Below are 23,252 nucleotides of genomic sequence, written 5' to 3' on the forward strand. Positions count from 1 at the left end.
TCAACCTTCTAGATCAGATGTGTGGACCGGATACCCAGCCCGCACAGAGGAGTTCACGTTGGGCGCATTGTAATGCAGCCCCACCGGGACGCAATGTTCGCGGGGCTGCAAACGGGCCTTAACCGATACGGATTTACACTGATCGGAAAGGCCCCGATACGGTCACTGGAGCAACTGTCAGAAACCGGGTTCTATGTCCGGCACCACCTGCCTGAGCTGAGTCCGGAAAACGTCCTTGATTCGCTCCAGGGCTTCTTCGGATTCCGCCTCGAAGCGCAACACCAGAACCGGCGTCGTGTTAGAGGCACGACACAGGCCCCAGCCATCAGGATAGTCCACCCGCACGCCATCAATGGTCGTGACGTTGCCGTCGCCAAAATCGCCCTGCGCACTGAGTTTTTCGACGATCTCAAACTTATTGTCGTCGGTAACCGCGACATTCAGTTCAGGCGTGCTGATATCTTCCGGGAACTCGGCAAATACATCCTGACTGTCGCGATCCTCGATGCCCAGGATTTCCAGCAGACGCGCGGCTGAATACAGGCCGTCGTCGAAGCCGTACCAGCGTTCCTTGAAGAAGATATGGCCGGACATCTCGCCCGCCAGCAGCGCGCCGGTTTCGCGCATCTTGGCTTTCATCAGCGAGTGGCCGGTCTTCCACATGATCGGCCGGCCGCCCGCCTCGTTAACGACATTGGCCAGACGACGGCTGCACTTCACATCATAGATAATGTCGGAGCCAGGGTTGCGGGACACCACGTCACGGGCAAACAGCATCAGCAGACGATCGGGCCAGATGATCTTGCCGGTGTTGGTGACCACGCCCAGGCGGTCGCCGTCGCCATCGAAGGCCAGGCCAATATCCGCTTTTTCTGCTTTTACCTTCTCGATCAGCGGCGCCAGATTCTCCGGTTTGCCCGGGTCCGGGTGATGGTTGGGGAAGCTGCCGTCCACTTCGCAGAACAAGGGGATCACTTCGCAACCCAGCTCTTCCACCAGGATGGGTGCAAGCTCGCCGGCGATGCCGTTGCCCGCATCCAGAACCACCTTAAGCGGTGCCGCTACGGCAATGTCACCGATAATGCGATCCAGGTAGGCCCGGCGTACATCCTGCTCGGAATATTCGCCCTGCCCCTGGGTGAAGTCGCCGGTCTGGATGCGGCTCAGCAGTTTCTGGATGGCGTCGCCGGACAGGGTGTCCTCGCCCAGCATCATTTTAAGCCCGTTATAGTTTGACGGGTTGTGGCTGCCAGTCACCATGACCCCGGAACCGGTGCCCAGATGCTGGGTGGCGAAATAGAGTACCGGCGTGGGTACCGCGCCGACGTTGATGACGTTGCATCCGCTGCTGATCAGGCCGCGAGTCAGGGCATCGGCCAACTCCGGACTGGAGTGGCGGCCGTCGTAACCTACACAGATATCGGTAAGATTCCTGCCTTGGGCCTCGCTACCAAATGCCCGACCGATTTCGTGGACCACTTCGGCGGTCAAGGTCTCGCCCACGACGCCGCGAATGTCATAGGCGCGGAAGATCGATGGAGAAACCGAGGGTGCCGGCGGCGCTTCTTCGACCATGGCAAAGGAATCATCGCCAGCGGAGCTGCCAAAGCCGAGCACATCCTCATCGCTGTCCAGCATATCGATATCCAGCATATCGTTTTCCTGGAACAGCGGCTCCTCCGCCGGAGCCCCACGCTTGTCCTTCGCCGCCGGCTTGGCACTCTTTGCCGCAGCCTTGGTGGCGTCTTCCGCCTTGGCAATTCGTTTTTCCACCGCCTGGGCCAGGCGCTGAAGAACCTCGCCAATCGACGCTACCATATCCCACGCGTAGGCCGGTGTTTTCAGGCGTTCTCCTGCAAAAGACTTATGCGCCCACTGAATCAGACCGGCCACGTCGCGCCGCAGGTCCGACTGTGCCCGGCTCAGGAGCATCCACACCAGGATCATCGCCACCAGCGCTGGCATCACCACGACAATCAAGGCCATGATGGGATTGACCAGCGGCCCGAGGGAGTGCTGGGGCTGGTATTGTACGGTCCAGTTAGGCGCCGACAGGTTACGGTTTACAGCCTCCCCGCTGCCGGAACCGGATGCGACCACGGTCTGGCTGCTGCTGGCGACGGTCTGTACCAGCGCCAGGCGTCCGCCGAGGGCCGTATCATCAAGGGTCAAGGCAGGCGCAATCACCGACGGTTCGAACACGACCAGCAAGGTGCCCTTCACGGCCCGGCTGGCGGGGTCGGTCACGGGCGCGGCAAACTGTACGAACCAGGCATTGTCCCGGGGAAAGGCATCCGGGTGCAGCTGTCGGCCAGACTCCGCTTTCTTGGCAAGATCGAGGTTGACGAAACTCAGTTCGAAGTTACGTCCGGATTGTCGCCCCACCTGGCCATAGGGAAACACGAACACAGCGCGTGTGCCTGGCAACATGGCTTCCAACTCGGTCACCAATTGTGCCCGACTCGTCGGTTCTTCGATAGCGTCGCGAACGTGCGTCTGCCGGCTGTAGCCCTCGACCACGTCGCGAATCAGGGTCAGCCGCTGTTCCAGGCGGGCCTTGGCGCTATCAGCTACCAGGGCAACCCGCGCAGCCTCTCGCTGGGCCTGGGCCGGCATCAGCACCAGGTAATAAAGGAGAGCCGCAGCGGCCAGCCCCGCCAGTAGTACAACCACCGCCTGTTGCGTGGCGACACCGGCCAGGCTTTTCAGTTTGGTGCCATTACCCTTCGACTTCGTCTCGCCACGCTGCTGCTTCTTTACCTTGGCATCCGGTTGAGGCTTCTCCGAGCCGGACGCTTTCTTTTTGCCGAGTTTCATAGATATCCCGCTATTCTTATTGAATTCCGTACTTCATGAATCCAGTTCTTCTTATCGAGCACTTTTGCCAGTATAGATTGCCACCGGAAACTTGGGAGTCTGCGCAACTCCCTGGGCTCTCCCCATCGAATTAGGCGCTTCCCGTCGAACCAAATCCACCTTCGCCCCGCAGGCTCGCATCGAAAGCATCAACGATTTCGAAGTCGGCCTGCACTACCGGCACAAGCACCAGCTGCGCGATTCGCTCCCCCGGCTCGACGGTGAAGGCAGTCTGCCCCCGGTTCCAGCAGGACACCATAAGCTCCCCCTGGTAGTCCGAATCGATCAGCCCCACCAGGTTACCCAGCACGATGCCATGCTTATGCCCGAGCCCGGACCGCGGCAGGATCATCGCCGCCAGTTTGGGATCGGCGATATGCAGCGACAGACCGGTGCGGAGCAATTGAGTATCGCCAGGCTTCAGGGTGAGCGGCACATCCAGGCAGGCCCGCAGGTCCAGGCCAGCGGAACCCTCGGTAGCATAGGTAGGCATGGGAATTTCACGGCCGATCCGCGGATCGAGGATTCGTACCTGGAAGGTCTGTCGAGTCATGCAGTACGCCTTAATCTGTCATTCAGTCAGTGGATGAGGGAGCAGGGAAAGCCTGTTCAGCGATCAGTTTAAGCAGTTCGCGTGCCAGTCCGCGCTTATCGGCAGGAGGGAACGTCCGGCTGTCGGTTTTCCAGAATACGGTCACGGCGTTCTGGTCGCTGTTAAAACCCAGCCCAGGCTGGGAGACATCATTCGCCACGATCATGTCGAGATTCTTACGCGCCATCTTGTCGCGGGCATAATGCTCGACATCCTGGGTTTCAGCGGCGAAACCGACGGTAAATGGTTTGTCAGGACGTGACGCAATCGTGGCAAGGGTGTCGGGGTTGCGCACCAGGGAGAGGTTCATGGTCTCATCGGATTTCTTGATCTTCTCGCTGGCGAGTGAGCCGGGACGGTAATCAGCGACGGCAGCAGTAGCTATAAAGAGATCGCAGCCCTGACCAACGGCCTCTTCGGTCGCCTTGAGCATGTCCTCGGCGGTGACCACGGACAAGCGCTCTACACCCCGGGGAGACTCCAGGCTGACCGGCCCGCTTACCAGCACCACCTCGGCGCCGGCATCCTTGGCCGCCGTGGCCAGGGCGTAGCCCATCTTGCCCGAGCTATGATTGGAAATGTAGCGTACCGGATCGATAGGCTCCCGCGTCGGACCCGCGGTGATCACCACACGCTTGCCTGCGAGTAGGCGCGGGCCCTGGAGACGCCCCAGAAGGCGCTCTGCCAGCGCTTGGGCTTCCAACATGCGACCGGGACCCACGTCGCCGCAGGCCTGGTCACCGGCGTCGGGGCCCCACAGCTCGATCTGGCTGTCTTCTTCCAACAGGCGGGCGTTACGCTGGGTGCGGGCATTGCCCCACATGGCCTGGTTCATGGCCGGCGCCAGGATAATCGGCGCTGTCGTGGCGCAACAGACCGTGGTGAGCAGGTCATCCGTCATGCCATTAGCCAGGCGGGCCATGAAGTTCGCCGATGCCGGCGCCACCATGATCACATCCGCCCAGCGGGCCAGCTCGATATGCCCCATACCCGCCTCGGCTTCGGGATCAAGCAGGGAGGTCCGCACCGGCTCGCCGCTCAGGGCCTGGAAGGTCATGGCCGTCATGAAGGTTTCGGCCCCGGAGGTCATGACCACCTGGACCCGATGTCCGGCCTTCTTCAGCAAACGGACCAGTTCGGCGCTCTTGTAGGCCGCGATGCCACCGGTCACGCCCAGCAGAATGTTTTTCTGCGCCATGGTTGCTCCATCGTCATACGCGTATGGCAGGACGCGGCGATCGCAACGTCCATCATAGATAAGGCCTGTAAGATAGCATTGCAGCCTTTCCACCAACAGTCCGGGCGACCTGTGGTAAGCTGCCCGCCGGTGCAGGACGCACCATCCGAGATACCAAGGAGGGACAAGGAATGACTCACACCCACCCCTGGCCGACGGACGAACGGCCCCGGGAACGCCTGCTCAAGCATGGCGCCGAAAGCCTCAGCGATGCCGAACTCCTCGCCATTTTCCTGCGCACCGGCACCGCCGGCCAACCGGTGATGGCGCTGTCCCGCCATCTTATCGAGGAGTTCGGCAGCCTGCGGGAACTGATGACCGCCTCGGCGCGACGCTTCTGCAAGGTACACGGACTCGGTACCGCCAAGTACGCCCAACTGCAGGCAGCGATGGAGATGGCCAAGCGCGTCCTCGACCAACCGCTGAATCAGGGCGACCCGCTCCGTTCACCGGAAGACACCCGACGCTACCTGAGCAGCCGACTGGGGCACTATCCACACGAGGTCTTTGCGGCTTTGCTGCTGGACAACCGTCACCGCATCATTCGCTACGAGGAACTGTTCCGCGGCACCATCGACGGTGCAGCGGTCTACCCCCGGGAGGTGGTGCGCCACGCCCTGGAACATAATGCCGCCGCGGTCATCTTCGCCCACAACCACCCTTCGGGCGTCGCCGAACCCAGTCAGGCGGATATCAGCCTGACCCAGCGCCTCACCGAAGCGCTCAAGCTGGTGGATATCCGGGTGCTGGATCATATGGTAGTGGGCCACGGCGAGGTGACCTCGCTAGCCGAACGGGGTCTGATGTGATGGATGTGGCGCCTACGTCGGCGCTTTATCCTTCCTTATATAAGGATCGACCGAAGAATTGGACAAATTCCCAACAATTTTTTGCGTTGGCTGAGTCATTCTGGTATAAAAGCGTCCCTTTCTGGCGGCGTCTGGCGAGCACCCAGAGGCGCGAAATAAAGAATTCCGTATTTCAGGACTTAAAAGCTCAGGTCGGAGGCAAACATGTCCAGAGTCTGTCAGGTTACCGGTAAGCGGCCGGTCACCGGTAATAACGTTTCTCATGCGATGAACCACACCAAGCGTCGTTTTCTGCCGAACCTGCAGAACCACCGCTTCTGGGTAGAAACTGAAAAGCGCTTCGTTAAACTGCGCGTTTCTACCAAGGGTATGCGTATCATCGACAAAAAAGGCATTGACGCTGTGCTGGCCGACCTTCGTGCCCGCGGCGAGAAAGTTTAAGGAGCCGCTATCATGCGCGAGAAAATCAGATTGGTTTCATCAGCAGGTACAGGTCACTTCTACACGACCTACAAGAACAAGCGTAACACGCCCGAGAAGATCGAGATCAGCAAGTACGATCCCGTTGTTCGTAAGCATGTTGCCTACAAGGAAGCCAAGATCAAGTAATTGGTCTGCTTTCGAAAAAAGCCGGCACCACTTTGTGGTTGCCGGCTTTTTTGTATCTGGTTTTTTTGCGCCTGACTATTTCGATTGCCAGACTCAGTGATAGGAAGGGCGGCCCTGCGGGCTGCTCCGAAGCTGAAGAGGGTGTTGCAAAACTACTGCGCTCGGTCATGCGGCGTTGGAAATCCGCTCGTGCGCGAGTCCGATCAAAATGCTCATTTACTACTAGTAAACTGCGCTTTTTCGCGAATTTCCGCCTTGCCTGACCTTCGCTCGCTACGTTTTGCAACACCCTCTGAGGCGTCGGCTACATTTTGCGCCTGACTCGAGTATGTAGCAGAAGCTTCAGCTTCTGAGGCGCCGAAGGTGCCACTTAAAAGCGATGGCGTCTCAGCGACCTCCTCGGCGCTACATTTGGCACCACGCCAATCCGCGAAGCATCTCCAGATACGCCTCAGAACTTCTCCACATAGCCCGACGGCAACGAGATATCCATTGCAATCGGCAGATGATCCGAAACCGGGTGATTGACCACCTCAGCCTTGCGAATCTCAAGGGAAGGGCTGACGAGAATATGGTCCAACGCCCGTTCCGGGCGCCAACTGGGAAAACTATGGGCGGTGTCCGGCAAGGGCACCAGATCGGTTTCACTCAGCGGCGTGCGGGTTAGCAACTGCTCGGCGTGGTTGTTCATATCCCCCATCAGGACCACATGCTGGTATTCGCTGACGAGGTCGCGGATAAAGCCGAGCTGCCGGTTCTGTGCCTGGGCGCTCAGCGACAAGTGCATCATCACAAGCACCAAAGGATCTTCGGGATCGCCATAGCGGGCAACGATAGCCCCGCGGCCGGGAATCAGGGCGGGCAGTTTGTGCTCTGTGACATCGAGCGGCCGGTAGCGGCTCAGCAGGCCGTTGCTGTGCTGCGCAAGACGACCCAGGTTGCGATTGAGCTGCTGGTACCAATAGGGAATCCCGCTGGCCTCGGCCAGGTACTGCACCTGGTTGATGAAGCCACTGCGTAGACTGCCGCCATCACATTCCTGCAAGGCGACAACGTCGTAATTGCGCAGCAACACCGAAATCTTGTCCAGATTCTCGATGCGCTTTCGGTGAGGCAGCACGTGCTGCCAACTGCGGGTGAAGTAATGGTGGTATGACGAGGTATTGATACCGACCTGGATGTTATAGGTCAGCAGCCGAATATGGCGCTGGGGCTCAAACTCCGGAACATGCTCCGTCCCCGAGTTCGCACCCCTGATTCTCCCCTGCTGCTGCGGGGAGCTGACCATTTCCGAGAGCTGTTTGCGGATTCGCTCGTACATGCCCTGCCGACCCGGTCTTCGGAGACGCTTACTTGGCGCTCCGCTCCTTCTCAACCAGATAGTCGATAACCTCAATCATATTCTCGTGGTTACCGGCCATGGATGCACTCACCTTGTACTTCCCATCAACAATAATAGTCGGGACGCCGGTGATGCGCGCAGCCCGAACTTTGGACTGGGCCTGTTGCATCTTCGCATTCACGCCGAAACTGTCAAAGGTCTTGAGGAACTTTTCCTTATCGACACCGTACTCCGTGAGGAAGTCCGCGATGCGCTCGGGTGTGTTGAGCGGCTTACGGTCCCGCGCGAGAGCATCGAACATCGGGGAATGAGTCTTGTCCAGGACACCCAGGGCCTGCATGGTGTAGAAAGCACGGGCATGGGTTTCCCAGGAGCTGCCGAGAGCGGCGGGCAGCAGGATGAACTCGACATCATCCGCCTTATTCTTTTCCCATTCCTCGATCAGCGGCTTGAAATCATAGCAATGCGGGCAGCCATACCAGAAAACCTCAGTGACCTCGATTTTATCGGGATTGCCCGTCGGCAACGGCGTGCCCAGTTTTTCGTAGTGCGTCCCTTCTTCCCACTGGGCAGCCTGGGCTACCATCGCCAACGGCAACATCATCAAAGCACACACCCAGACCTTCAAGAACTTCGACATTATTGACTCCTGTAATCCGTTTTCTCGGTAAACGATAGCCGTTGGTAAACCGTTATCGCCCGTAAACCAAAAGCGCAAGGCCTTGTGACCCCGGCTCCGGCAGAAAATTCCCGAAACCGCACATGCCCTTCCAAGACTGTTGCGGCATTATTGCGAGTCTGGTTCGACCACGCAACGCCACCCCTTTTTCAACAGAAACAAAAAACCCCCGCCATGGGCGAGGGTTCCTGTCTTGCGATCCAGCTCAGTGAAGGCCAGACACGTAACTGGCAACCGCTTCCATCTCGTCGTCGGAGAGCTTGGCGGCAATGTCGATCATAATTTGACTCATGGCACCCGTGCTGCGCTCCCCATCACGATAGGCCTTGAGCTGTTTGACGACGTAATCCGCATGCTGGCCACTCAACCGGGGGAAGGCGGCCGGCTCATTGCCCATGCCCTGAGGGTTATGACAGCCGGAGCAGGCCGGAATGCCCTTGGCGAGGCTGCCGCCACGAAACAGCTCCTTGCCCTGCTCGACCAACTCTGGATTTGCCTGGCCGATAGGCATCTGCTGCTGATTAAAGTAAGCAGCGAGATCCTGCAGATCCTGCTCGGACATATTATCCAGCAGACCGGTCATTTCAGGAATCTGGCGGTCCCCCGATTTGATATGGCGCAACTGGGTAAACAGGTAAGCTTCGCCGAGACCGGAGAGTTTCGGATACACAGGCTGGATCGGCTGGGCGCCCCCCTGGCCATGACATCCGGCACAAACCGTCGCGTTAGCCTTACCGGCTTCCGGATCCCCATCGCCATACGCCGTTGTCGCCAGGCAAAACCCCAACACTGCACCTGCGATCAATTTCTTCATGCTCGCCCCGCTCTCTCTTATCAGAAGTCTTTCTTTTCAGCTAACGCTGCCGCGGGCCTTTGTCGTGGGCGCCCGCCTTTGATTTGGTGTGGTATTATACATAATTATCGGGGATGCGCTGCCCCACTCCCCGGCAATTCTGGCGTGCGTCGCTCGCGGAATCAAGGTACGGTGCAACCGGGTGGCGCCAGGAGTAGACGCAGGCTTCCCAGACCTGTCAAACCTTACTCTGATACCTACCCGGATCCACCAGCGGAAAATCAACAGGAACAGCTCCATCGTGCACGATTTGCCCGAATCAGAATCCGCGCTACCCAAACCCATTGCCTTCAACAGCGCGCGCTTCCTTGTCAGCGCTTCAAAAGTGAAGGAGTGTCCGCCGGATGAAGGCAGCGAAGTAGCCTTTGCCGGTCGCTCCAATGCCGGCAAATCCAGCGCCATCAATGCCATCACGGTAAACAGCAAGCTGGCACGCACCAGCAAGACGCCAGGCCGGACGCGGCTGATCAACTTCTTCTCACTAAACCGGCCCGGCTGTCGGCTGGTAGACCTGCCCGGTTACGGCTATGCCAAGGTCGCCAAGGACATGCAGGAAGACTGGCAGAAACATCTGGACGACTACCTTTCACGGCGCGAATGCCTGCATGGATTGGTGCTGGTGATGGACATTCGTCATCCGCTTCAGGACTTCGACCGCATGATGATCGAGTGGTGCGAGCATAGTCAGATGCCACTGATGATCCTCGCCACCAAGGCGGACAAATTGAAATCAGGCCAGGCCAAGCAAGCCATGACCAAGATCAGGCAGGCGCTGAAAGACGTGAGCTGCCTGGAGCATCTCATCCAGTTTTCAGCCTTGAAAAAACAGGGTTTGGAGCAGGCGCGGGATGCGCTGGAAGGGTGGCTCGAAGCGGGCCTGGAAAGCGGCCCTCCGGGGAGTCCAATGCAGAGCTGAAGGATTCTGCAGCCCCTTACAAAAAGCTCCCGGCTTGCAGGAGCCGGGAGAACGTCAGGGTTTTGCTTTCAGCTAAAACCTGAGCCGTTAAGCTCAGGAAGACGCAACCAGTAATCCGTTCTGCCTGCGTCCGTTAGTTAAGACGTTCACATCTGCAAAAAGTTCCTTCATTGGGTAGGTGATTCTCGCTATTTCATGCGGCTTTTAATGTCACGCCTCATACGGCGCTCCGGGACATAAACCGAATCCGGCGTCGAACCGATCAATTCTGGCCTATAGCGCTCCCGGATTGCCATCACCTCATCCCGGTATCCCGCCTGGAGGTAGGGCATTTCCAGAGTCAGTACCTGGAAGATGCCCTGCTTGAGCTGGTCGCGAGTGATACTGTCGTAGGGATGACTGGCATGTGCGGTTTTAAGGAACGCCATCCAGTTGGTAATCACCAGCCAGACATTGAGCGACATGGCATCCTTGAGCTCATCCGGCTGGTACTGGAACAGGCCGCCCTCGGTCAGCCCCGAAAAAATCTGTTTGATGGCCGTCAGGCAGCGGGACGTGAAACGGCGGTAGTCATCCCGTAGGCGTTCATCGTTATCCAGCAGAAACTCCAGGTCACGATGGAAGAAACGGTAGCTCCAGAGCCCGTCGAACACCGACTCCAGGTAGAACATCATATCGTCCAGCCCCAGGGGCCGGTCGTCGGGTATTTCCAGGTAATAGCTCACCAGCTTTTCGTACTCCTGGAAAACCTCGTAGATGATGTCCGACTTGTTGCGGAAATGGTAATACAGGTTCCCCGGCGAAATACCCAGGTGGGCTGCGATGTGGTTGGTCGTGACGTTGCGTTCGCCCCGCTCGTTGAACAGTTCCAGGCTGCACAGCAGAATCTTGTCGCGTGTTTTCATGAAGCAGGCTTGTTGTAGGAAATTTGGTTGTCCTCAGGCGCTTCCCGGGCCTGAAAAACCAGCGCCCCAGGCCGGATCTTCGGCAGCCTTCTCAACGGGAACGCTTGGCCCGAGCTGCACGGCCCGCGCCCTTGACTCTCTAGAGTATATACTCTAATAATAGCTGAAATTACAAATCGAACAGTTTTTGATCACTCCTGATCACCCAACAGACACCCCTTCCTGCCCGAACACGACGGACAGGACCCGTGGAACAGCCAGCATCGACAGCAGTGCATGCATACGGGATATCCGGGGCTATAGGCTAGGAGAGTCATCATGTCTGCAAGCGTGGTTCACCTGACAGAGAGCAAGAAGCAAATCCAGCATACGTCGCGCATCTTCGAGGAACAGCGGCGCGCGTTCCGCCGCAACCCGGCGCCCACCTACACCGAGCGCCGGGAGAATCTCAAGCGCCTGAAACGCATGCTGCTCGCGAATCAGGACAAACTGATCGACGCCATCGACAAGGATTTCAGCTGCCGTTCCGCAGACGAGACCAAGATTGCCGAGCTGATGCCCAGCGTCCAGGGCATCAACCATACCCTCAAACACCTGGGGGACTGGATGAAGCCGGATAAACGCGGCGTGTCCATGCTGTTCCAGCCTGCCAGCAACCGAGTGCACTACCAGCCGGTAGGCGTGGTCGGCATCATCGTGCCCTGGAACTATCCACTGCTGCTTGCAATGGGGCCGCTGACCGGTGCCCTGGCCGCCGGCAACCGGGTGATGATCAAGATGACCGAATTCACTCCGCACTTCTCCGCCCTGATCAAGGAACTGATCGAAGACAACTTTCCCCAGGACCTGGTCAGCGTGATAACCGGCGAGGCGGACGTAGCAGCGGACTTCTCCAGCCGGCCTTTCGACCATCTGCTGTTCACCGGTTCCACCGCCGTTGGTCATCATGTCATGAAGGCCGCCGCCGAGAACCTGACCCCGGTCACACTGGAGTTGGGCGGCAAGTCACCGGCCATCATTTCCTCTGACGTCCCCATGCGCGATGCCGCCGAACGCCTGGCCTTCGGCAAGGCCGTCAACGTGGGCCAAACCTGCGTAGCGCCGGACTACGTGTTATGCCCCGTCGACCGCTTGCAAACCTTCGTCGACGAGTTCCGCAGCAAGGTTTCCGAGATGTATCCGACACTGCGCGACAATAACGATTACACGGCCATCATCAACGAACGCCAGTACGATCGCCTGCAACGTATCCTGGAAGATGCACGCGCCAAGGGCGCGAAAATCATCGAGATCAACCCGGCCGCCGAGAACCTTAACGACGGCACCCGCAAGATGCCCCTGCATCTGGTGCTCAACCCCAACGATGACATGCTGGTGATGCAGGAGGAGATCTTCGGCCCGATACTGCCGATAGTGACCTACGGCAACCTGGACGAAGCCATCGATTTCATCAACGACCGGCCACGCCCCCTGGCACTGTATTACTTCGGCTACGATAAGGACGCCCAGGACTACGTGGTCAACAACACCCATTCGGGGGGTATGTGTATCAACGATACGCTGATGCACGTCGCCCAGGATGACCTGCCGTTCGGCGGCATCGGCGCCTCCGGCATGGGCCATTACCACGGCAAGGAAGGCTTTTTGACGTTCTCCCATGCCAAGGGGATCTATGCACGACAGAAGGTCAACAGTGGACGGTTCGTCTATCCTCCCTACAAGACGCCGTTCCACAAAATGGTCTACCGGATGTTTATCCGTTGAATCGATTTTGAGGCGAAGAGGACTTCTCCCCCGGGGCAGGGACGCCCTGGAAAAACCTGCAAGGGCAAGACTACAACTTTGAACCCTCGTGTTTCTGATTTGAATACTCCTGTAGAGACAGGCTACTATCGCGCTGCATCATCGTCAGCGAGGGCAGAAAATGAACTCCGTCGTCTATCCCGGCACTTTCGATCCCGTCACCAACGGTCACCTTGACCTGATGTCGCGGGCATCACGCCTGTTCGACAACGTTATCGTGGCGGTCGCCGCCAGCACCAAGAAGAATCCCCTGCTGACCCTGGATGAGCGCGTCCAGCTGATCGAGGAATCCGCCAGTCACCTGCCCAACATCAAAGTGGTCGGCTTCAGCAAACTGCTGGCCGAGTTCGTGCAGGAACAGGGCGCCAATGCGCTGATCCGCGGCCTACGTGCCGTATCCGACTTCGAGTATGAATTCCAGCTCGCCGACATGAACCGTCGCCTGGCGCCGGGCGTGGAAAGCATCTTCCTGACGCCCGCCAACCACCTGTCCTATATTTCCTCCAGCCTGATCCGGGAAATTGCCTCCCTGGGCGGGGACATCACCGAATTCGTTCCGCCCCCCGTGGCTGCAGCCCTGAAGAAGAAGTTCACGGCTGCCGACAGTTAGAAGTCGTTAGGACCAGGGGCCTGTAACCCCGGAAGGCCCCGCATATAGGGACTTTTGCGGTCAACCAGCCTCTGACGGTCGTCAGGCAAATCCGTTAGAATGGCGGAACCCCGACGGCACGATGCTGTCCTGTTCGTCCAGGGGTCCGAATACCCGTTTTTATCTCCTCCCAGAGGACTAGCTGCATGGCCTTGATGATTACGGACGAGTGCATCAACTGCGACGTCTGTGAGCCGGAATGCCCGAACGAGGCGATCTCGCCGGGTGACGACATCTATATTATCGATCCCAACAAGTGCACAGAGTGCGTGGGTCACTACGACGAGCCCCAGTGCCAACAGGTATGCCCGGTCGACTGCATTCCACTTGACCCGGAACACAAAGAGACCGAAGCTCAGTTAATGGATAAATACCACCGTTTAACTGGGAGCTGATCACATGCTGGCACGGACGCCCGGAATAAGCCTGATTCTTTCGATTCTGATTATTCTGGGTGGCTGTGCCGCGACCCCGTCTACTGATACCGGCGTCCATGCCGTTGCCAGCGCCCATCCCCTCGCGACCCAGGCCGGCCTGAAAGCCCTCCAGGAAGGCGGCAACGCTTTCGACGCAGCCATCGCCACCGCGGCGGTGTTAGCCGTCGTCGAACCCTACAGCGCCGGTATGGGCGGTGGCGGCTTCTGGCTCCTGCAACAGCCGGATCATTCGACTGTCCTGGTCGATGCGCGGGAAAAAGCACCGCTCGCCAGCACGCGAACCATGTATCTCGACGAAAGCGGCGAAGTCCATCCGGATAAGCTCTCTATCAACGGCCCCCTTGCTGCAGGTATTCCCGGCCAGCCCGGCGCCTTCGTGCATATCAACCAGCATTTCGCCGAGCGGCCGCTGCGCGCCAATCTGGAAGACGCCATTCGTCTGGCTCGCGACGGATTCCGGGTCGACGAGCACTATCGCGAGCGGGCCGAGTGGCGCCTGGATGTAATGCGTCGTTATCCAGCCACGAGCCAGACTTTTCTCGACGATGGCAACGTCCCCGCTGTAGGCGCCCTGATCCGCCAGCCAGCGTTGGCAGATACCCTGGAAACACTGGCTGACGAAGGCTGGGACGGTTTCTACGGCGGCGAGGTGGCCCGCAACATTGTGGAAGACGTGCAGGCCGGCGGCGGCATCTGGCAACTGGAGGATCTTGAGGCGTACACCGTGGTAGAGCGAGAGCCGGTGGTCATCGACTACGAGGGCACCACCATCTGGACCACGCCACCACCCTCCTCCGGCGGCATAGCCCTAGCCCAGATGTTCGGCATGATGCGCGAGCGGCCCTATACCGAGATCTATCCCGAGAAGGCGGCAGACGACGTAGTGGCACGCACCCACTACCTTACTGAAGTCATGCGCCGCGCCTACCGTGACCGCGCCATCCACCTGGGCGATCCCGACTTTACCGAAATTCCGGTCGACCACCTGCTCGATCCGGCGTATTTGGCCACACGCATGAGCACCGTGGAACCGGACCAGGCTACGACCAGCCAAAGTCTGGAGGGCGATCTGAGCGGCGGCACCCATACCACGCACCTGTCTGTACTGGACGCCCAGGGCCGGAAGGTCAGTGCGACGCTGAGCATCAACCTGCCCTTTGGCTCTGCCTTCCTGTCGGAACAAACCGGGGTACTGCTGAACAACGAGATGGACGACTTCGCCATCAAACCCGGCGTACCCAACGCCTATGGTCTGGTCGGCGGCGAAGCCAACAGTGTCGAACCGGGCAAGCGGCCGCTATCGAGTATGACGCCCACGATCATGGACTCCGACGACCATATGGCCATCATCGGCACCCCGGGTGGCAGCCGGATCATTACCATGGTGTACTTGGGGCTGCTGGATGTGATGAACGGCAAATCCGCCGGACAAACGGTAGCCGACCCCCGCTTCCATCACCAGTACCTGCCGGATGCGATCCAGCATGAACCGGATACCTTCACCGCCGAGCAACAGGCGGCGCTGGAGGCTATGGGCCATAGCCTGAAAAACGTGGGTCGCGAGTACGGCAATATGCAACTGATCCTGCGGGATCATGCTTCGGGAGAGACCACAGCTGCGGCCGATCCGCGAGGGATCGGCCAGGCTGTGGTTAACTCAGCCCGTTAAGGACTGGGCCGGGAGCCATTAGATGAGTGGTGGAACGGGAAACGCCTGCTCGTTCACCTTCAGGGTCATGTCGGCCAGCTTGGCGTCGATGCGGTAGACGTCGCCATCCCGCACCAGGAAGCCTTGCTGCACCAGCCCTTCCATATCCTGCGCCAGGCCCGGGCGGCTTTCGAACAACGCCACCGGTACCGCCAGCGCCAGTTCACCCCTGAGCTGCTGCACGATCAGCGGCATTTGCGCCCGTTCGTTCTCAGGCACGGTCGGATGGGACAGCTCCCAGTGACCGGTGATCCCTCCACTGGGCGCCTGCATGTCGATCTCCGGCATACCGATGGTCAGCCCCGCCGCCGCGACGTTCTTGGCCGCCTGGCTGAAGCGCTGCATCATGATCATCTGCTGCTGGTACATTTCCTGCCCGGATAGCGTCGGATCCATCTGCGTCTTCATCGCCTGGATGTCCGCCGCCACTTCCTGGAACTCCGTCCAGGCCGCCACGTCCAGGTTGCCAATATCCATAACGATGCGATGGGGACCGTAGGTCTCGTCGTTGACCTTGACGTTGTCGAGGGTCAGCTCGGAGTGGGAGGACAAATGCGTGCTGTCGTCGTCGGGCGTCGTCTGCCCGGTTAACTTGAGGTTTTCGAGGGTGACGGCGGTCTGGTCTGTTTCCAAGAACTCGGCGCTGTCCAGGGTCATTTCACCCTCGCCGGACCAGAGATTGCCGGAAATACGGTCCGCTTCCTGTGCCAGCTGCAGGTTGTCGAAACTCATCTTGACCGTTTCGCTGCGTACCACGGCGCCCGGCCAGTTCAGTTGCAGCTCGACGTGATCGCCGGCGTCGCTAATCTTCGCCCAACCGTAGGCTTCCGCCGCGTTGAGGGTTTCGCCGGTGTCGTCGTCCTCGACATTGATCGCCGGTACATTCAGGTCGGCCTCAAGGGTACCCCAAAGCCAGGTACTGAGCGTGAGCTTCGGCGACTCTTCAGGGAACAGGCGCTGCAAGCCCTCGTCGTCCTCCACAACCGGAGTCAATGTGACCTCGCTCCCAAGGACGCCGTGGGAGACTTCACCGTCAAACCCAATCGGCCAGGTGTCGCCCGTCTCCGGGTCCGTCACCCGGATCTCGCCGGCAATGTCGCCCCCGAAGAAACCACGGTCGTATTCCTCGGTGACGACCTGGAGGAATGGCTGCTCGCTATTGAGCTGCTGAGTGGCCTGGCTCCAGTACTGTTCCGTCAGCACACCAACACCGTAGGGCGCGGCAACAACGACAACCAGCACCACGGCACCGGCCAAAATCCATTTTTTCATGTACTGCATTCTCCTGAATTAGGGAGTCTCTGAGTTAACCCTTGCACCGCCTCTGCGCGCCCCTTCGATCGCCTGGCAAAGATGCTGCAGGCCGTCCACCAGGCGTAGGGTTGGACGGGCAAGGAGATCGGGCGGAAGCAGGACGAGCTGATCGTACTCTACTGCCGGTATGCCGCCAAGGGCGCGCCATCGATTGAAAGTCGACTTGCTCCCACTATCGCCGGCCGCGAGTATCAACTCGGGCGCCCGGGCCAGCACCGCCTCTTCGCCCACAGTGGCGGTCTTCCCGGGCATATCTGCGAAAATATTCTGCCCACCGCAACGGGCGATGGCATCAGTGACGTACTGCTCACCGGCAAGCGTCATCAAAGGGGCGTCCCAGACCTGATAGAACACCCTCACGGTAGCATGATCGGCATAGCGCTCGGTTATTTGTTCGAGCCGGTTACGGTAGGCGGCGGCCTTCTTGCGCGCGATGAATTCCTTCCCCGTCAAATGACCCAACCGGACCAACGCATCAGGCACTGCCGTCAGTGTCTCCGGCTCAAGCGCGAAGACGACAAAACCGAAGTCCCTGAGGCGCTTGATAACATCGGGTCCATTGCCGCTGGCCCATGCGAGGATCAGGTCGGGTTTAAGGGCGAGGATCTTTTCCAGGTTGAAATTGTTGTGCCGACCGACCCGGGGGATATCGAGGGCAGGTGGTGGATAGTCGCTGTATTCGCTGACGCCGACCACGTGCGAACCCAACCCGAGGGAGAACAGGAGCTCGGTGGCATGGGGCGCAAGACTCACAATGCGCTGGGGCGGGTGGTCGAGGGTGACCTGTACGCCGGTGTCGTCGGTAACGGTGAGCGCCGCACACAGCGACGCCCATCCCCAGAACACCAGTAAAAAGACCCCCTGTCTGAATCGAAACGGCATCCGGCTATTTGCTGGTCAACCGATCCAGCAGCAGCAACTGGGACGCCAGCCGGTCTTCGCCTTCTGCTGGCGAGTTCTGGATATAGCTGCCGTCCGGCTGCAGCACCCAACTCTGGCAATTGTCCGCCAGGTAGGTTTCCAGGTCAGAGCGAAGGCGTTCAGCCAACTCGCGGTCCTCCACGGGAAAAGCCACCTCCACCCGGTTAAGCAGGTTGCGCACCATGGCATCGGCACTGGAGCAGTAAACCTCAAACTTACCGCCGTGGCCGAAGTAGTACACCCGGGTGTGCTCCAGGAAGCGTCCGACAATCGATCGCACCTGAATATTCTCCGATAGCCCGGGTACGCCGGGACGCAGGCAACAGATACCGCGGATGATCAGTTCCACCCGAACCCCGGCGCGGGACGCCCGGTAAAGCGCCTTGATCACATCAGGCTCGGTCAGTGCGTTGATCTTCATGATGATATGGCCCTGCTCACCCAACAACGCCTCGCGGTCTATCAGCTCGATCAGGCGCTTGTGTAGGGTAAAGGGCGCATGGAACAGTTTCTTGATCTTGAGTGCCTTGCCCATCCCTGTGAGCTGTTGGAACAGCTTGTTGACGTCGTCGCCCAGGGCATCGTCACAGGACAGCAGGCTGTAGTCGGTATAGAGCCGCGCATTGCCGGCGTGGTAGTTGCCCGTCCCCAGGTGGACATAACGCTTGAGCCGCCCTTCTTCGCGACGCACGATCAGGATCATCTTGGCGTGGGTCTTGTAGCCCACCACGCCGTAGACCACCACCACACCGGCCTCCTGCAGACGGCTGGCCAGCTCGAGGTTTTCCGCTTCGTCGAAGCGCGCGCGCAGCTCGATAACCGCCGTGACTTCCTTGCCGCGCCGGGCGGCGTCCATCAGGGCTTCGACGATCTCCGAGTCGGCGCCGGTACGGTACAGGGTCTGGCGGATGGCCAGTACCTGCGGGTCCTTGGCGGCCTGGCGCAGGAAGTCGATGACCGGCGTGAAGCTCTCGTAGGGGTGCAGCAGCAGGATGGGCTGCTGACGGATGGCATCGAAGATGATTTCCTTGTTACGGATCTGCTTGGGTACTGCTGGCGAGAAGCCGCTGTACATCAGGTCCGGCCGGTTCACCAGGGCGCCGACGGCCATCAGGCGCGTCAGGTTGACCGGGCCGTGCACCCGGTACAGTTCCCGTTCGGTGAGGCCGAATTCCTTCAGCAGGAAGTCGATCAGGTCCGGTGGGCAATTGTCAGCCACTTCCAGCCGCACGCCATCGCCGAAACGGCGGCTCAACAGCTCGCCGCGCAGGGCGGAGGCCAGGTCTTCCAGATCGTCTTCCAGCTCCAGGTCGGCATTCCGGGTCAGGCGGAACTGGTAGCACCCCTTCACCTCCATGCCCGGGAACAGCTCGTCTGCATGGGCGTGGATCATCGATGACAGGAACACCAGGTTGTCGCCGCCGTTGCAGATATCGTCCGGCAGGCGCACCAGGCGCGGCAGGGAGCGCGGCGCCGGCACGATGGCCATACCGGTTTCACGCCCAAACGCATCCTTGCCATCCAGCTCAACGATAAAGTTCAGGCTCTTGTTGACCAGACGTGGAAACGGGTGCGAGGGATCCAGACCGATCGGATTGACCACCGGCAGGATCTCGTCTTCGAAGTACCGGCGAACCCAGTCCGCCTGGGCCTCGGTCCAGTCGCGGCGGCGGACGAAGTGGATATTCTCCGTTTCCATCGCCGGAATCAGCACGTTGTTGAGGATGTCGTACTGTTCGTAGATATAGTCGTGGGCGACCCGGCTGATTTCATTGAGCAACTGCTCCGGTAGCAAGCCATCCGGCCCGACGCTTTCGCGGCCGTACTTCATCTGCTGGCGCAGGCCGGCGACGCGGATCTCGAAGAACTCATCCATGTTGCTACTGAAGATGCAGCAGAAGATCAGCCGGTTGATCAACGGATGGGTCTCGTCCATCGCCTGCTGCAGCACCCGGTAGTTGAACTGCAGATGGCTCAGCTCGCGGTTGAAGTAATTCTCGCTGGCGTTGATATCCGGCAGCTGCTCGATAGGCAGTTGGGCTTCGGTGGCGGCTTCCGTTTCAGTCGTCATAGTTTGTCGCTTTTATTGGATTCGATGTCTTGGCGCCCGCTCAGTTGGGCCAGCTCAACTGGGATCGCCACCCAGGATTTGCGCGGCGCGCTTGGCAAAATAGGTCAGGATGGCATCCGCACCGGCCCGGCGCAGACATAACAGGCTTTCCATCATCACGGCATCGCCGTCCAGCCAGCCATTCTGGGCCGCAGCCATGTGCATCGCGTACTCCCCACTGACCTGATAGACAAAGGTGGGCACCTTGAGTTCGTGCTTGACCCTGTGAACGATGTCCAGGTACGGCATGCCGGGCTTGATCATCACCATGTCAGCGCCTTCAGCCAGGTCGATGGCCACCTCATGCAGGGCCTCGTCGCTGTTGCCCGGGTCCATCTGGTAGGTCGCCTTGTTGCCCTTACCCAGGTTAGCGGCCGAACCCACCGCATCGCGGAAGGGACCGTAATAGCTGGAGGCATATTTGGCGGAATACGCCAGGATGCGGGTATTGTGGTGACCGGCCTCCTCGAGCGCCTCGCGGATGGCGCCGACACGGCCATCCATCATGTCCGACGGCGCCACCATGTCCGCGCCGGCATCGGCATGGGACAGGGCCTGGCGAACCAGTGCCTCGACGGTAATGTCGTTGAGCACATAGCCATCGTCGTCGATGATGCCGTCCTGCCCGTGGGTAGTGAACGGATCCAATGCGACGTCGGTAATCACGCCCAGTTCCGGGCAAGCCTGTTTGATAGCTCTCACGGCGCGCTGGGCCAGACCATCACGATCCCAGGCCGCGGAGCCGTCCAGATTCTTGATTTCCGGCGGCGTCACAGGGAACAGGGCGATGGCGGGAATACCCAGGCGCACCAGTTCGCGAGCCTCCTCGACCAGCAAATCGATGGTCAGGCGCTCCACGCCCGGCATCGAGGGCACGGCCTCGCGCGCGTTTTCCCCCTCGATAACGAACACCGGGTAGATCAGGTTATCCGTGGTCAGGCGGTTCTCGCGCACCATGCGGCGGGTGAAATCGTCTTTCCGGTTGCGGCGGGGACGGGAAGCGGGGAACACACGTTGGCTCGACGAAAACAAAGCAAGACCTCCTTAGAATGCGGGATACAGTGGAGACGGTACGAATCCTGTTAAGCAACACTGTCGTATCCCGCACTGTTTCAACGCATTATAGCGAGCGTACCCGGGAATTGTGACAGTCTATGAACAACCGCTCAGGAACCGGCGATCCGGATGGCAATTTTCGGTTTTCCGGATGGAAATGTGACAACTGGACTGTAACCTTTGCCCACAGCCCACGTCAGTACGCTAAGGCCGAAAGGTCCCATAACGGACCGGAAGCTCTGTGACGAACGACCGAAACACGGCCGTCACCCGGATTTACTACTCACTCAACCCGCGCAAGGAATAACGCCCGCATGAAAGCTTCCCGGAAAGTCATCCTCCTGGTCGCCATTATCCTCCTGGTCGTCCTGTTCTTCGCTTTCGACCTGGGCCGTTTCTTCAGTCTCGATTACATCGTCGAGCAACGTGACGTCCTTCAGCAGGAGGTGGACCAGCACCCTGGGATCAGCGGCATCATCTTCTTCCTGATCTACGTCGCGGTCACCGGCTTGTCTCTACCCGGAGCGGCGGTAATGACTGTGCTTGGGGGCGCGTTGTTCGGGCTGTTTTTCGGACTCGTGCTGGTGTCCTTTGCAAGCGCGATCGGCGCAACGCTGGCCTTCCTTGCCTCACGGGTATTGTTCCGGGACACGGTCCAGCGACGCTTCGGCGACTCCCTGCGGACCGTGAACAAGGGTGTGGAGCAGGATGGCAGTTTCTATCTGTTCGGACTGCGGCTGGTACCCCTCTTCCCGTTCTTCGTGATCAACCTGGTCATGGGCCTGACACCCATGAAGACGCTGCGGTTCTATTGGGTGAGCCAGCTCGGGATGCTCCCGGGCACTATCGTCTATGTGAACGCCGGCACCCAGCTGGGCCAGGTGGACAGTCTGGGCGGTATCCTCTCACCCCAACTGATCGGCTCTTTCGTGCTGTTGGCGATTTTCCCGATTATCGCACGCTCGATCATGAACCTGATCAAACGTCGGCGCCTACTGAAAAACTATAGTCGGCCCGACGCATTCGACCGCAACCTGATCGTTATCGGTGCCGGGTCCGCGGGATTGGTCACCGCCTATATCGCCGCAGCAACCAAGGCGAGCGTCACCCTGATCGAGAAGCACAAGATGGGCGGCGACTGCCTGAATACCGGCTGCGTGCCCAGCAAGACGCTGATCAAGAGCGCACGCATTGCCCATGACGCCCGACGGGGCGGGCAATTCGGTGTTGAGACCTTGGGGGTAAACGTGGACTTCCCCGCGGTGATGGAGCGCGTGCAGTCGGTCATCAAGACCATCGAGCCCCACGATTCCATCGAGCGTTACACCAGTCTTGGCGTGGACTGCGTGACCGGGGAAGCGCGCATCGTGGACCCTTGGCGAGTGGAGGTTGACGGCAAAACCCTGACCACCCGCAATATCGTGATCGCCACCGGCGCTCGGCCGTTCGTGCCGCCGATCCCGGGCATTGACCTGGTGCCCTACTACACGTCCGACACCGTATGGGAACTTCGCCAGGCACCGAAAAACCTGCTGATCCTCGGCGGCGGGCCGATCGGCTGCGAGCTGGCCCAGGCCTTCGCCCGACTGGATGTACCCGTGGTGCAGATAGACCAGGCGCCACGCATCCTGTCCCGTGAAGACGACGATGCCGCGCAGCTGGTGACCGGTAGCCTGGTCGCCGACGGAGTCGATCTACGGACCGGCGCCCGTGCAGAGCGTTTTGAGAAGGACGGCGATAGCTATCGCCTGATCTACCAGCAGGATGGCGAGGAAAAACAGGTGGAGTTCGACACCCTGCTGCTGGCCGTAGGCCGCAAGGCTAATACCGAGAGCCTTGGCCTGGAGGCGTTGGGTATCGAAACCAACGACAATGGCACGCTCCAGGTGGATGAAACGCTGCAGACCCGGATTCCCGGCATCTATGCCTGTGGCGACGTCGCGGGGCCCTACCAGTTCACCCATGCCGCGGCCCATCAGGCCTGGTATGCGTCGGTCAACAGCCTGTTCGGCAGCTTCAAGACATTCAAGGTGGATTATCGAGTGCTTCCCTGGACGACATTTACCGATCCAGAAGTCGCGCGCGTCGGACTCAACGAACAGGAGGCGAAGGAACAGGGTGTGGCTTTCGAAGTCACCACCTACTCGCTGGATGAACTCGATCGCGCCATTGCCGAGGGCGAAACCGAGGGTTTCGTGAAGGTGCTGACGCCGCCGGGTAAAGATCGCATCCTTGGCGCCACCGTTGTCGGCAACCATGCGGGCGAGTTGATTACCGAATTCATCAGTGCGATGAAACATGGCTACGGACTGAACAAGATCCTTGGCACCATCCACGTCTATCCGACCCTGTCGGAAGCCAACAAGTTTGCGGCGGGCAACTGGAAGAAGGCCCATGCGCCGGAGAGTGCCCTGCGGTGGCTTGAGCGGTTTCACGCTTGGCGCCGGGCCTAGCTG

At 59.6% G+C, this 23,252-nt stretch carries 20 protein-coding genes; 9 read left to right on the forward strand and 11 right to left on the reverse strand.

Features of this window, described 5'->3' with window-relative positions; genetic code table 11:
- Positions 1-177 precede the first annotated feature (177 nt).
- The 3 genes from RE428_RS22270 to coaBC all read right to left on the reverse strand — a co-directional run bounded on the left by RE428_RS22270 (position 178) and on the right by coaBC (position 4,646).
- Positions 178-2,817 (reverse strand): phosphomannomutase/phosphoglucomutase, encoded by a 2,640-nt coding sequence (locus RE428_RS22270; protein ID WP_040882374.1) that lies wholly within the window; start codon positions 2,815-2,817, stop codon positions 178-180.
- A gap of 130 nt (positions 2,818-2,947) precedes the next feature.
- Positions 2,948-3,409, reverse strand: coding sequence for a dUTP diphosphatase (gene dut, locus RE428_RS22275; protein WP_004579962.1), 462 nt, complete (start codon positions 3,407-3,409; stop codon positions 2,948-2,950).
- 22 nt (positions 3,410-3,431) lie between these two features.
- Positions 3,432-4,646 (reverse strand): bifunctional phosphopantothenoylcysteine decarboxylase/phosphopantothenate--cysteine ligase CoaBC, encoded by a 1,215-nt coding sequence (gene coaBC / locus RE428_RS22280; protein ID WP_004579961.1) that lies wholly within the window; start codon positions 4,644-4,646, stop codon positions 3,432-3,434.
- Positions 4,647-4,816: 170 nt separating this feature from the next.
- Between coaBC and radC the strand changes: the two genes are divergently transcribed.
- The 3 genes from radC (at position 4,817) to rpmG (ending at position 6,103) form a co-directional block, all read left to right on the forward strand.
- Positions 4,817-5,494 carry a RadC family protein gene (gene radC / locus RE428_RS22285; protein WP_004579960.1) on the forward strand — a complete coding sequence of 226 codons (678 nt, stop codon included), beginning with the start codon at positions 4,817-4,819 and terminating at the stop codon, positions 5,492-5,494.
- Positions 5,495-5,698: 204 nt separating this feature from the next.
- Positions 5,699-5,935, forward strand: coding sequence for a 50S ribosomal protein L28 (gene rpmB, locus RE428_RS22290; protein WP_004579959.1), 237 nt, complete (start codon positions 5,699-5,701; stop codon positions 5,933-5,935).
- 12 nt (positions 5,936-5,947) lie between these two features.
- Entirely contained in the window at positions 5,948-6,103 is a 156-nt protein-coding gene (rpmG, locus tag RE428_RS22295) for a 50S ribosomal protein L33 (protein ID WP_004579958.1), read from the forward strand.
- A 451-nt stretch (positions 6,104-6,554) separates the two neighbouring features.
- On the opposite strand, the gene RE428_RS22300 is transcribed toward rpmG, so the two are convergent.
- From RE428_RS22300 to RE428_RS22310, 3 genes are all read right to left on the reverse strand, one after another.
- A complete protein-coding gene (locus tag RE428_RS22300; protein WP_004579957.1) occupies positions 6,555-7,424 on the reverse strand; it encodes an endonuclease/exonuclease/phosphatase family protein in 870 nt (289 codons plus the stop codon).
- 28 nt (positions 7,425-7,452) lie between these two features.
- On the reverse strand, positions 7,453-8,085 hold the full coding sequence (locus tag RE428_RS22305; RefSeq protein ID WP_004579956.1) for a thiol:disulfide interchange protein DsbA/DsbL: 633 nt from the start codon (positions 8,083-8,085) through the stop codon (positions 7,453-7,455).
- Between the two features lie 244 nt (positions 8,086-8,329).
- Positions 8,330-8,938 (reverse strand): c-type cytochrome, encoded by a 609-nt coding sequence (locus tag RE428_RS22310; RefSeq protein WP_004579955.1) that lies wholly within the window; start codon positions 8,936-8,938, stop codon positions 8,330-8,332.
- Between the two features lie 280 nt (positions 8,939-9,218).
- On the opposite strand from RE428_RS22310, the gene yihA reads away from it, so the two are divergent.
- Entirely contained in the window at positions 9,219-9,893 is a 675-nt protein-coding gene (gene yihA / locus RE428_RS22315) for a ribosome biogenesis GTP-binding protein YihA/YsxC (RefSeq protein ID WP_004579954.1), read from the forward strand.
- Between the two features lie 188 nt (positions 9,894-10,081).
- Here yihA and RE428_RS22320 read toward each other — a convergent pair whose 3' ends face one another.
- On the reverse strand, positions 10,082-10,798 hold the full coding sequence (locus RE428_RS22320) for a TetR/AcrR family transcriptional regulator (RefSeq protein WP_004579953.1): 717 nt from the start codon (positions 10,796-10,798) through the stop codon (positions 10,082-10,084).
- 318 nt (positions 10,799-11,116) lie between these two features.
- On the opposite strand from RE428_RS22320, the gene RE428_RS22325 reads away from it, so the two are divergent.
- From RE428_RS22325 to ggt, 4 genes are all read left to right on the forward strand, one after another.
- Complete coding sequence (locus RE428_RS22325; protein WP_004579952.1) at positions 11,117-12,562, forward strand: coniferyl aldehyde dehydrogenase; 1,446 nt, start codon at positions 11,117-11,119, stop codon at positions 12,560-12,562.
- A gap of 160 nt (positions 12,563-12,722) precedes the next feature.
- On the forward strand, positions 12,723-13,211 hold the full coding sequence (gene coaD, locus RE428_RS22330; protein ID WP_004579951.1) for a pantetheine-phosphate adenylyltransferase: 489 nt from the start codon (positions 12,723-12,725) through the stop codon (positions 13,209-13,211).
- A 185-nt stretch (positions 13,212-13,396) separates the two neighbouring features.
- Positions 13,397-13,645 carry a YfhL family 4Fe-4S dicluster ferredoxin gene (locus tag RE428_RS22335; protein ID WP_004579950.1) on the forward strand — a complete coding sequence of 83 codons (249 nt, stop codon included), beginning with the start codon at positions 13,397-13,399 and terminating at the stop codon, positions 13,643-13,645.
- A 4-nt stretch (positions 13,646-13,649) separates the two neighbouring features.
- Complete coding sequence (gene ggt, locus RE428_RS22340; protein WP_004579949.1) at positions 13,650-15,356, forward strand: gamma-glutamyltransferase; 1,707 nt, start codon at positions 13,650-13,652, stop codon at positions 15,354-15,356.
- Positions 15,357-15,374: 18 nt separating this feature from the next.
- On the opposite strand, the gene RE428_RS22345 is transcribed toward ggt, so the two are convergent.
- Genes RE428_RS22345 through hemB form a run of 4 tightly spaced genes read right to left on the reverse strand, consistent with a single transcriptional unit; the run spans position 15,375 to position 20,772 of the window.
- Entirely contained in the window at positions 15,375-16,667 is a 1,293-nt protein-coding gene (locus RE428_RS22345; protein WP_004579948.1) for a DUF945 family protein, read from the reverse strand.
- 18 nt (positions 16,668-16,685) lie between these two features.
- A complete protein-coding gene (locus RE428_RS22350) occupies positions 16,686-17,591 on the reverse strand; it encodes a cobalamin-binding protein (RefSeq protein ID WP_004579947.1) in 906 nt (301 codons plus the stop codon).
- A gap of 4 nt (positions 17,592-17,595) precedes the next feature.
- Entirely contained in the window at positions 17,596-19,701 is a 2,106-nt protein-coding gene (gene ppk1, locus RE428_RS22355; protein WP_004579946.1) for a polyphosphate kinase 1, read from the reverse strand.
- A 54-nt stretch (positions 19,702-19,755) separates the two neighbouring features.
- Entirely contained in the window at positions 19,756-20,772 is a 1,017-nt protein-coding gene (gene hemB, locus RE428_RS22360) for a porphobilinogen synthase (RefSeq protein ID WP_004579945.1), read from the reverse strand.
- A 338-nt stretch (positions 20,773-21,110) separates the two neighbouring features.
- Between hemB and RE428_RS22365 the strand changes: the two genes are divergently transcribed.
- On the forward strand, positions 21,111-23,249 hold the full coding sequence (locus tag RE428_RS22365) for an FAD-dependent oxidoreductase (protein WP_004579944.1): 2,139 nt from the start codon (positions 21,111-21,113) through the stop codon (positions 23,247-23,249).
- Positions 23,250-23,252: the final 3 nt, after the last annotated feature.

The organism is Marinobacter nanhaiticus D15-8W (genome assembly GCF_036511935.1).
In the GTDB taxonomy this organism is placed as follows: domain Bacteria; phylum Pseudomonadota; class Gammaproteobacteria; order Pseudomonadales; family Oleiphilaceae; genus Marinobacter_A; species Marinobacter_A nanhaiticus.

Bases quoted from the DNA above. Each gene is read 5' to 3' on its own strand.
- RE428_RS22270 (WP_040882374.1), bottom strand. From the start codon at position 2,817: ATGAAACTCGGCAAAAAGAAAGCGTCCGGCTCGGAGAAGCCTCAACCG.
- dut (WP_004579962.1), bottom strand. From the start codon at position 3,409: ATGACTCGACAGACCTTCCAGGTACGAATCCTCGATCCGCGGATCGGC.
- coaBC (WP_004579961.1), bottom strand. From the start codon at position 4,646: ATGGCGCAGAAAAACATTCTGCTGGGCGTGACCGGTGGCATCGCGGCC.
- radC (WP_004579960.1), top strand. From the start codon at position 4,817: ATGACTCACACCCACCCCTGGCCGACGGACGAACGGCCCCGGGAACGC.
- rpmB (WP_004579959.1), top strand. From the start codon at position 5,699: ATGTCCAGAGTCTGTCAGGTTACCGGTAAGCGGCCGGTCACCGGTAAT.
- rpmG (WP_004579958.1), top strand. From the start codon at position 5,948: ATGCGCGAGAAAATCAGATTGGTTTCATCAGCAGGTACAGGTCACTTC.
- RE428_RS22300 (WP_004579957.1), bottom strand. From the start codon at position 7,424: ATGTACGAGCGAATCCGCAAACAGCTCTCGGAAATGGTCAGCTCCCCG.
- RE428_RS22305 (WP_004579956.1), bottom strand. From the start codon at position 8,085: ATGTCGAAGTTCTTGAAGGTCTGGGTGTGTGCTTTGATGATGTTGCCG.
- RE428_RS22310 (WP_004579955.1), bottom strand. From the start codon at position 8,938: ATGAAGAAATTGATCGCAGGTGCAGTGTTGGGGTTTTGCCTGGCGACA.
- RE428_RS22320 (WP_004579953.1), bottom strand. From the start codon at position 10,798: ATGAAAACACGCGACAAGATTCTGCTGTGCAGCCTGGAACTGTTCAAC.
- RE428_RS22325 (WP_004579952.1), top strand. From the start codon at position 11,117: ATGTCTGCAAGCGTGGTTCACCTGACAGAGAGCAAGAAGCAAATCCAG.
- coaD (WP_004579951.1), top strand. From the start codon at position 12,723: ATGAACTCCGTCGTCTATCCCGGCACTTTCGATCCCGTCACCAACGGT.
- RE428_RS22335 (WP_004579950.1), top strand. From the start codon at position 13,397: ATGGCCTTGATGATTACGGACGAGTGCATCAACTGCGACGTCTGTGAG.
- ggt (WP_004579949.1), top strand. From the start codon at position 13,650: ATGCTGGCACGGACGCCCGGAATAAGCCTGATTCTTTCGATTCTGATT.
- RE428_RS22345 (WP_004579948.1), bottom strand. From the start codon at position 16,667: ATGAAAAAATGGATTTTGGCCGGTGCCGTGGTGCTGGTTGTCGTTGTT.
- RE428_RS22350 (WP_004579947.1), bottom strand. From the start codon at position 17,591: ATGCCGTTTCGATTCAGACAGGGGGTCTTTTTACTGGTGTTCTGGGGA.
- ppk1 (WP_004579946.1), bottom strand. From the start codon at position 19,701: ATGACGACTGAAACGGAAGCCGCCACCGAAGCCCAACTGCCTATCGAG.
- RE428_RS22365 (WP_004579944.1), top strand. From the start codon at position 21,111: ATGAAAGCTTCCCGGAAAGTCATCCTCCTGGTCGCCATTATCCTCCTG.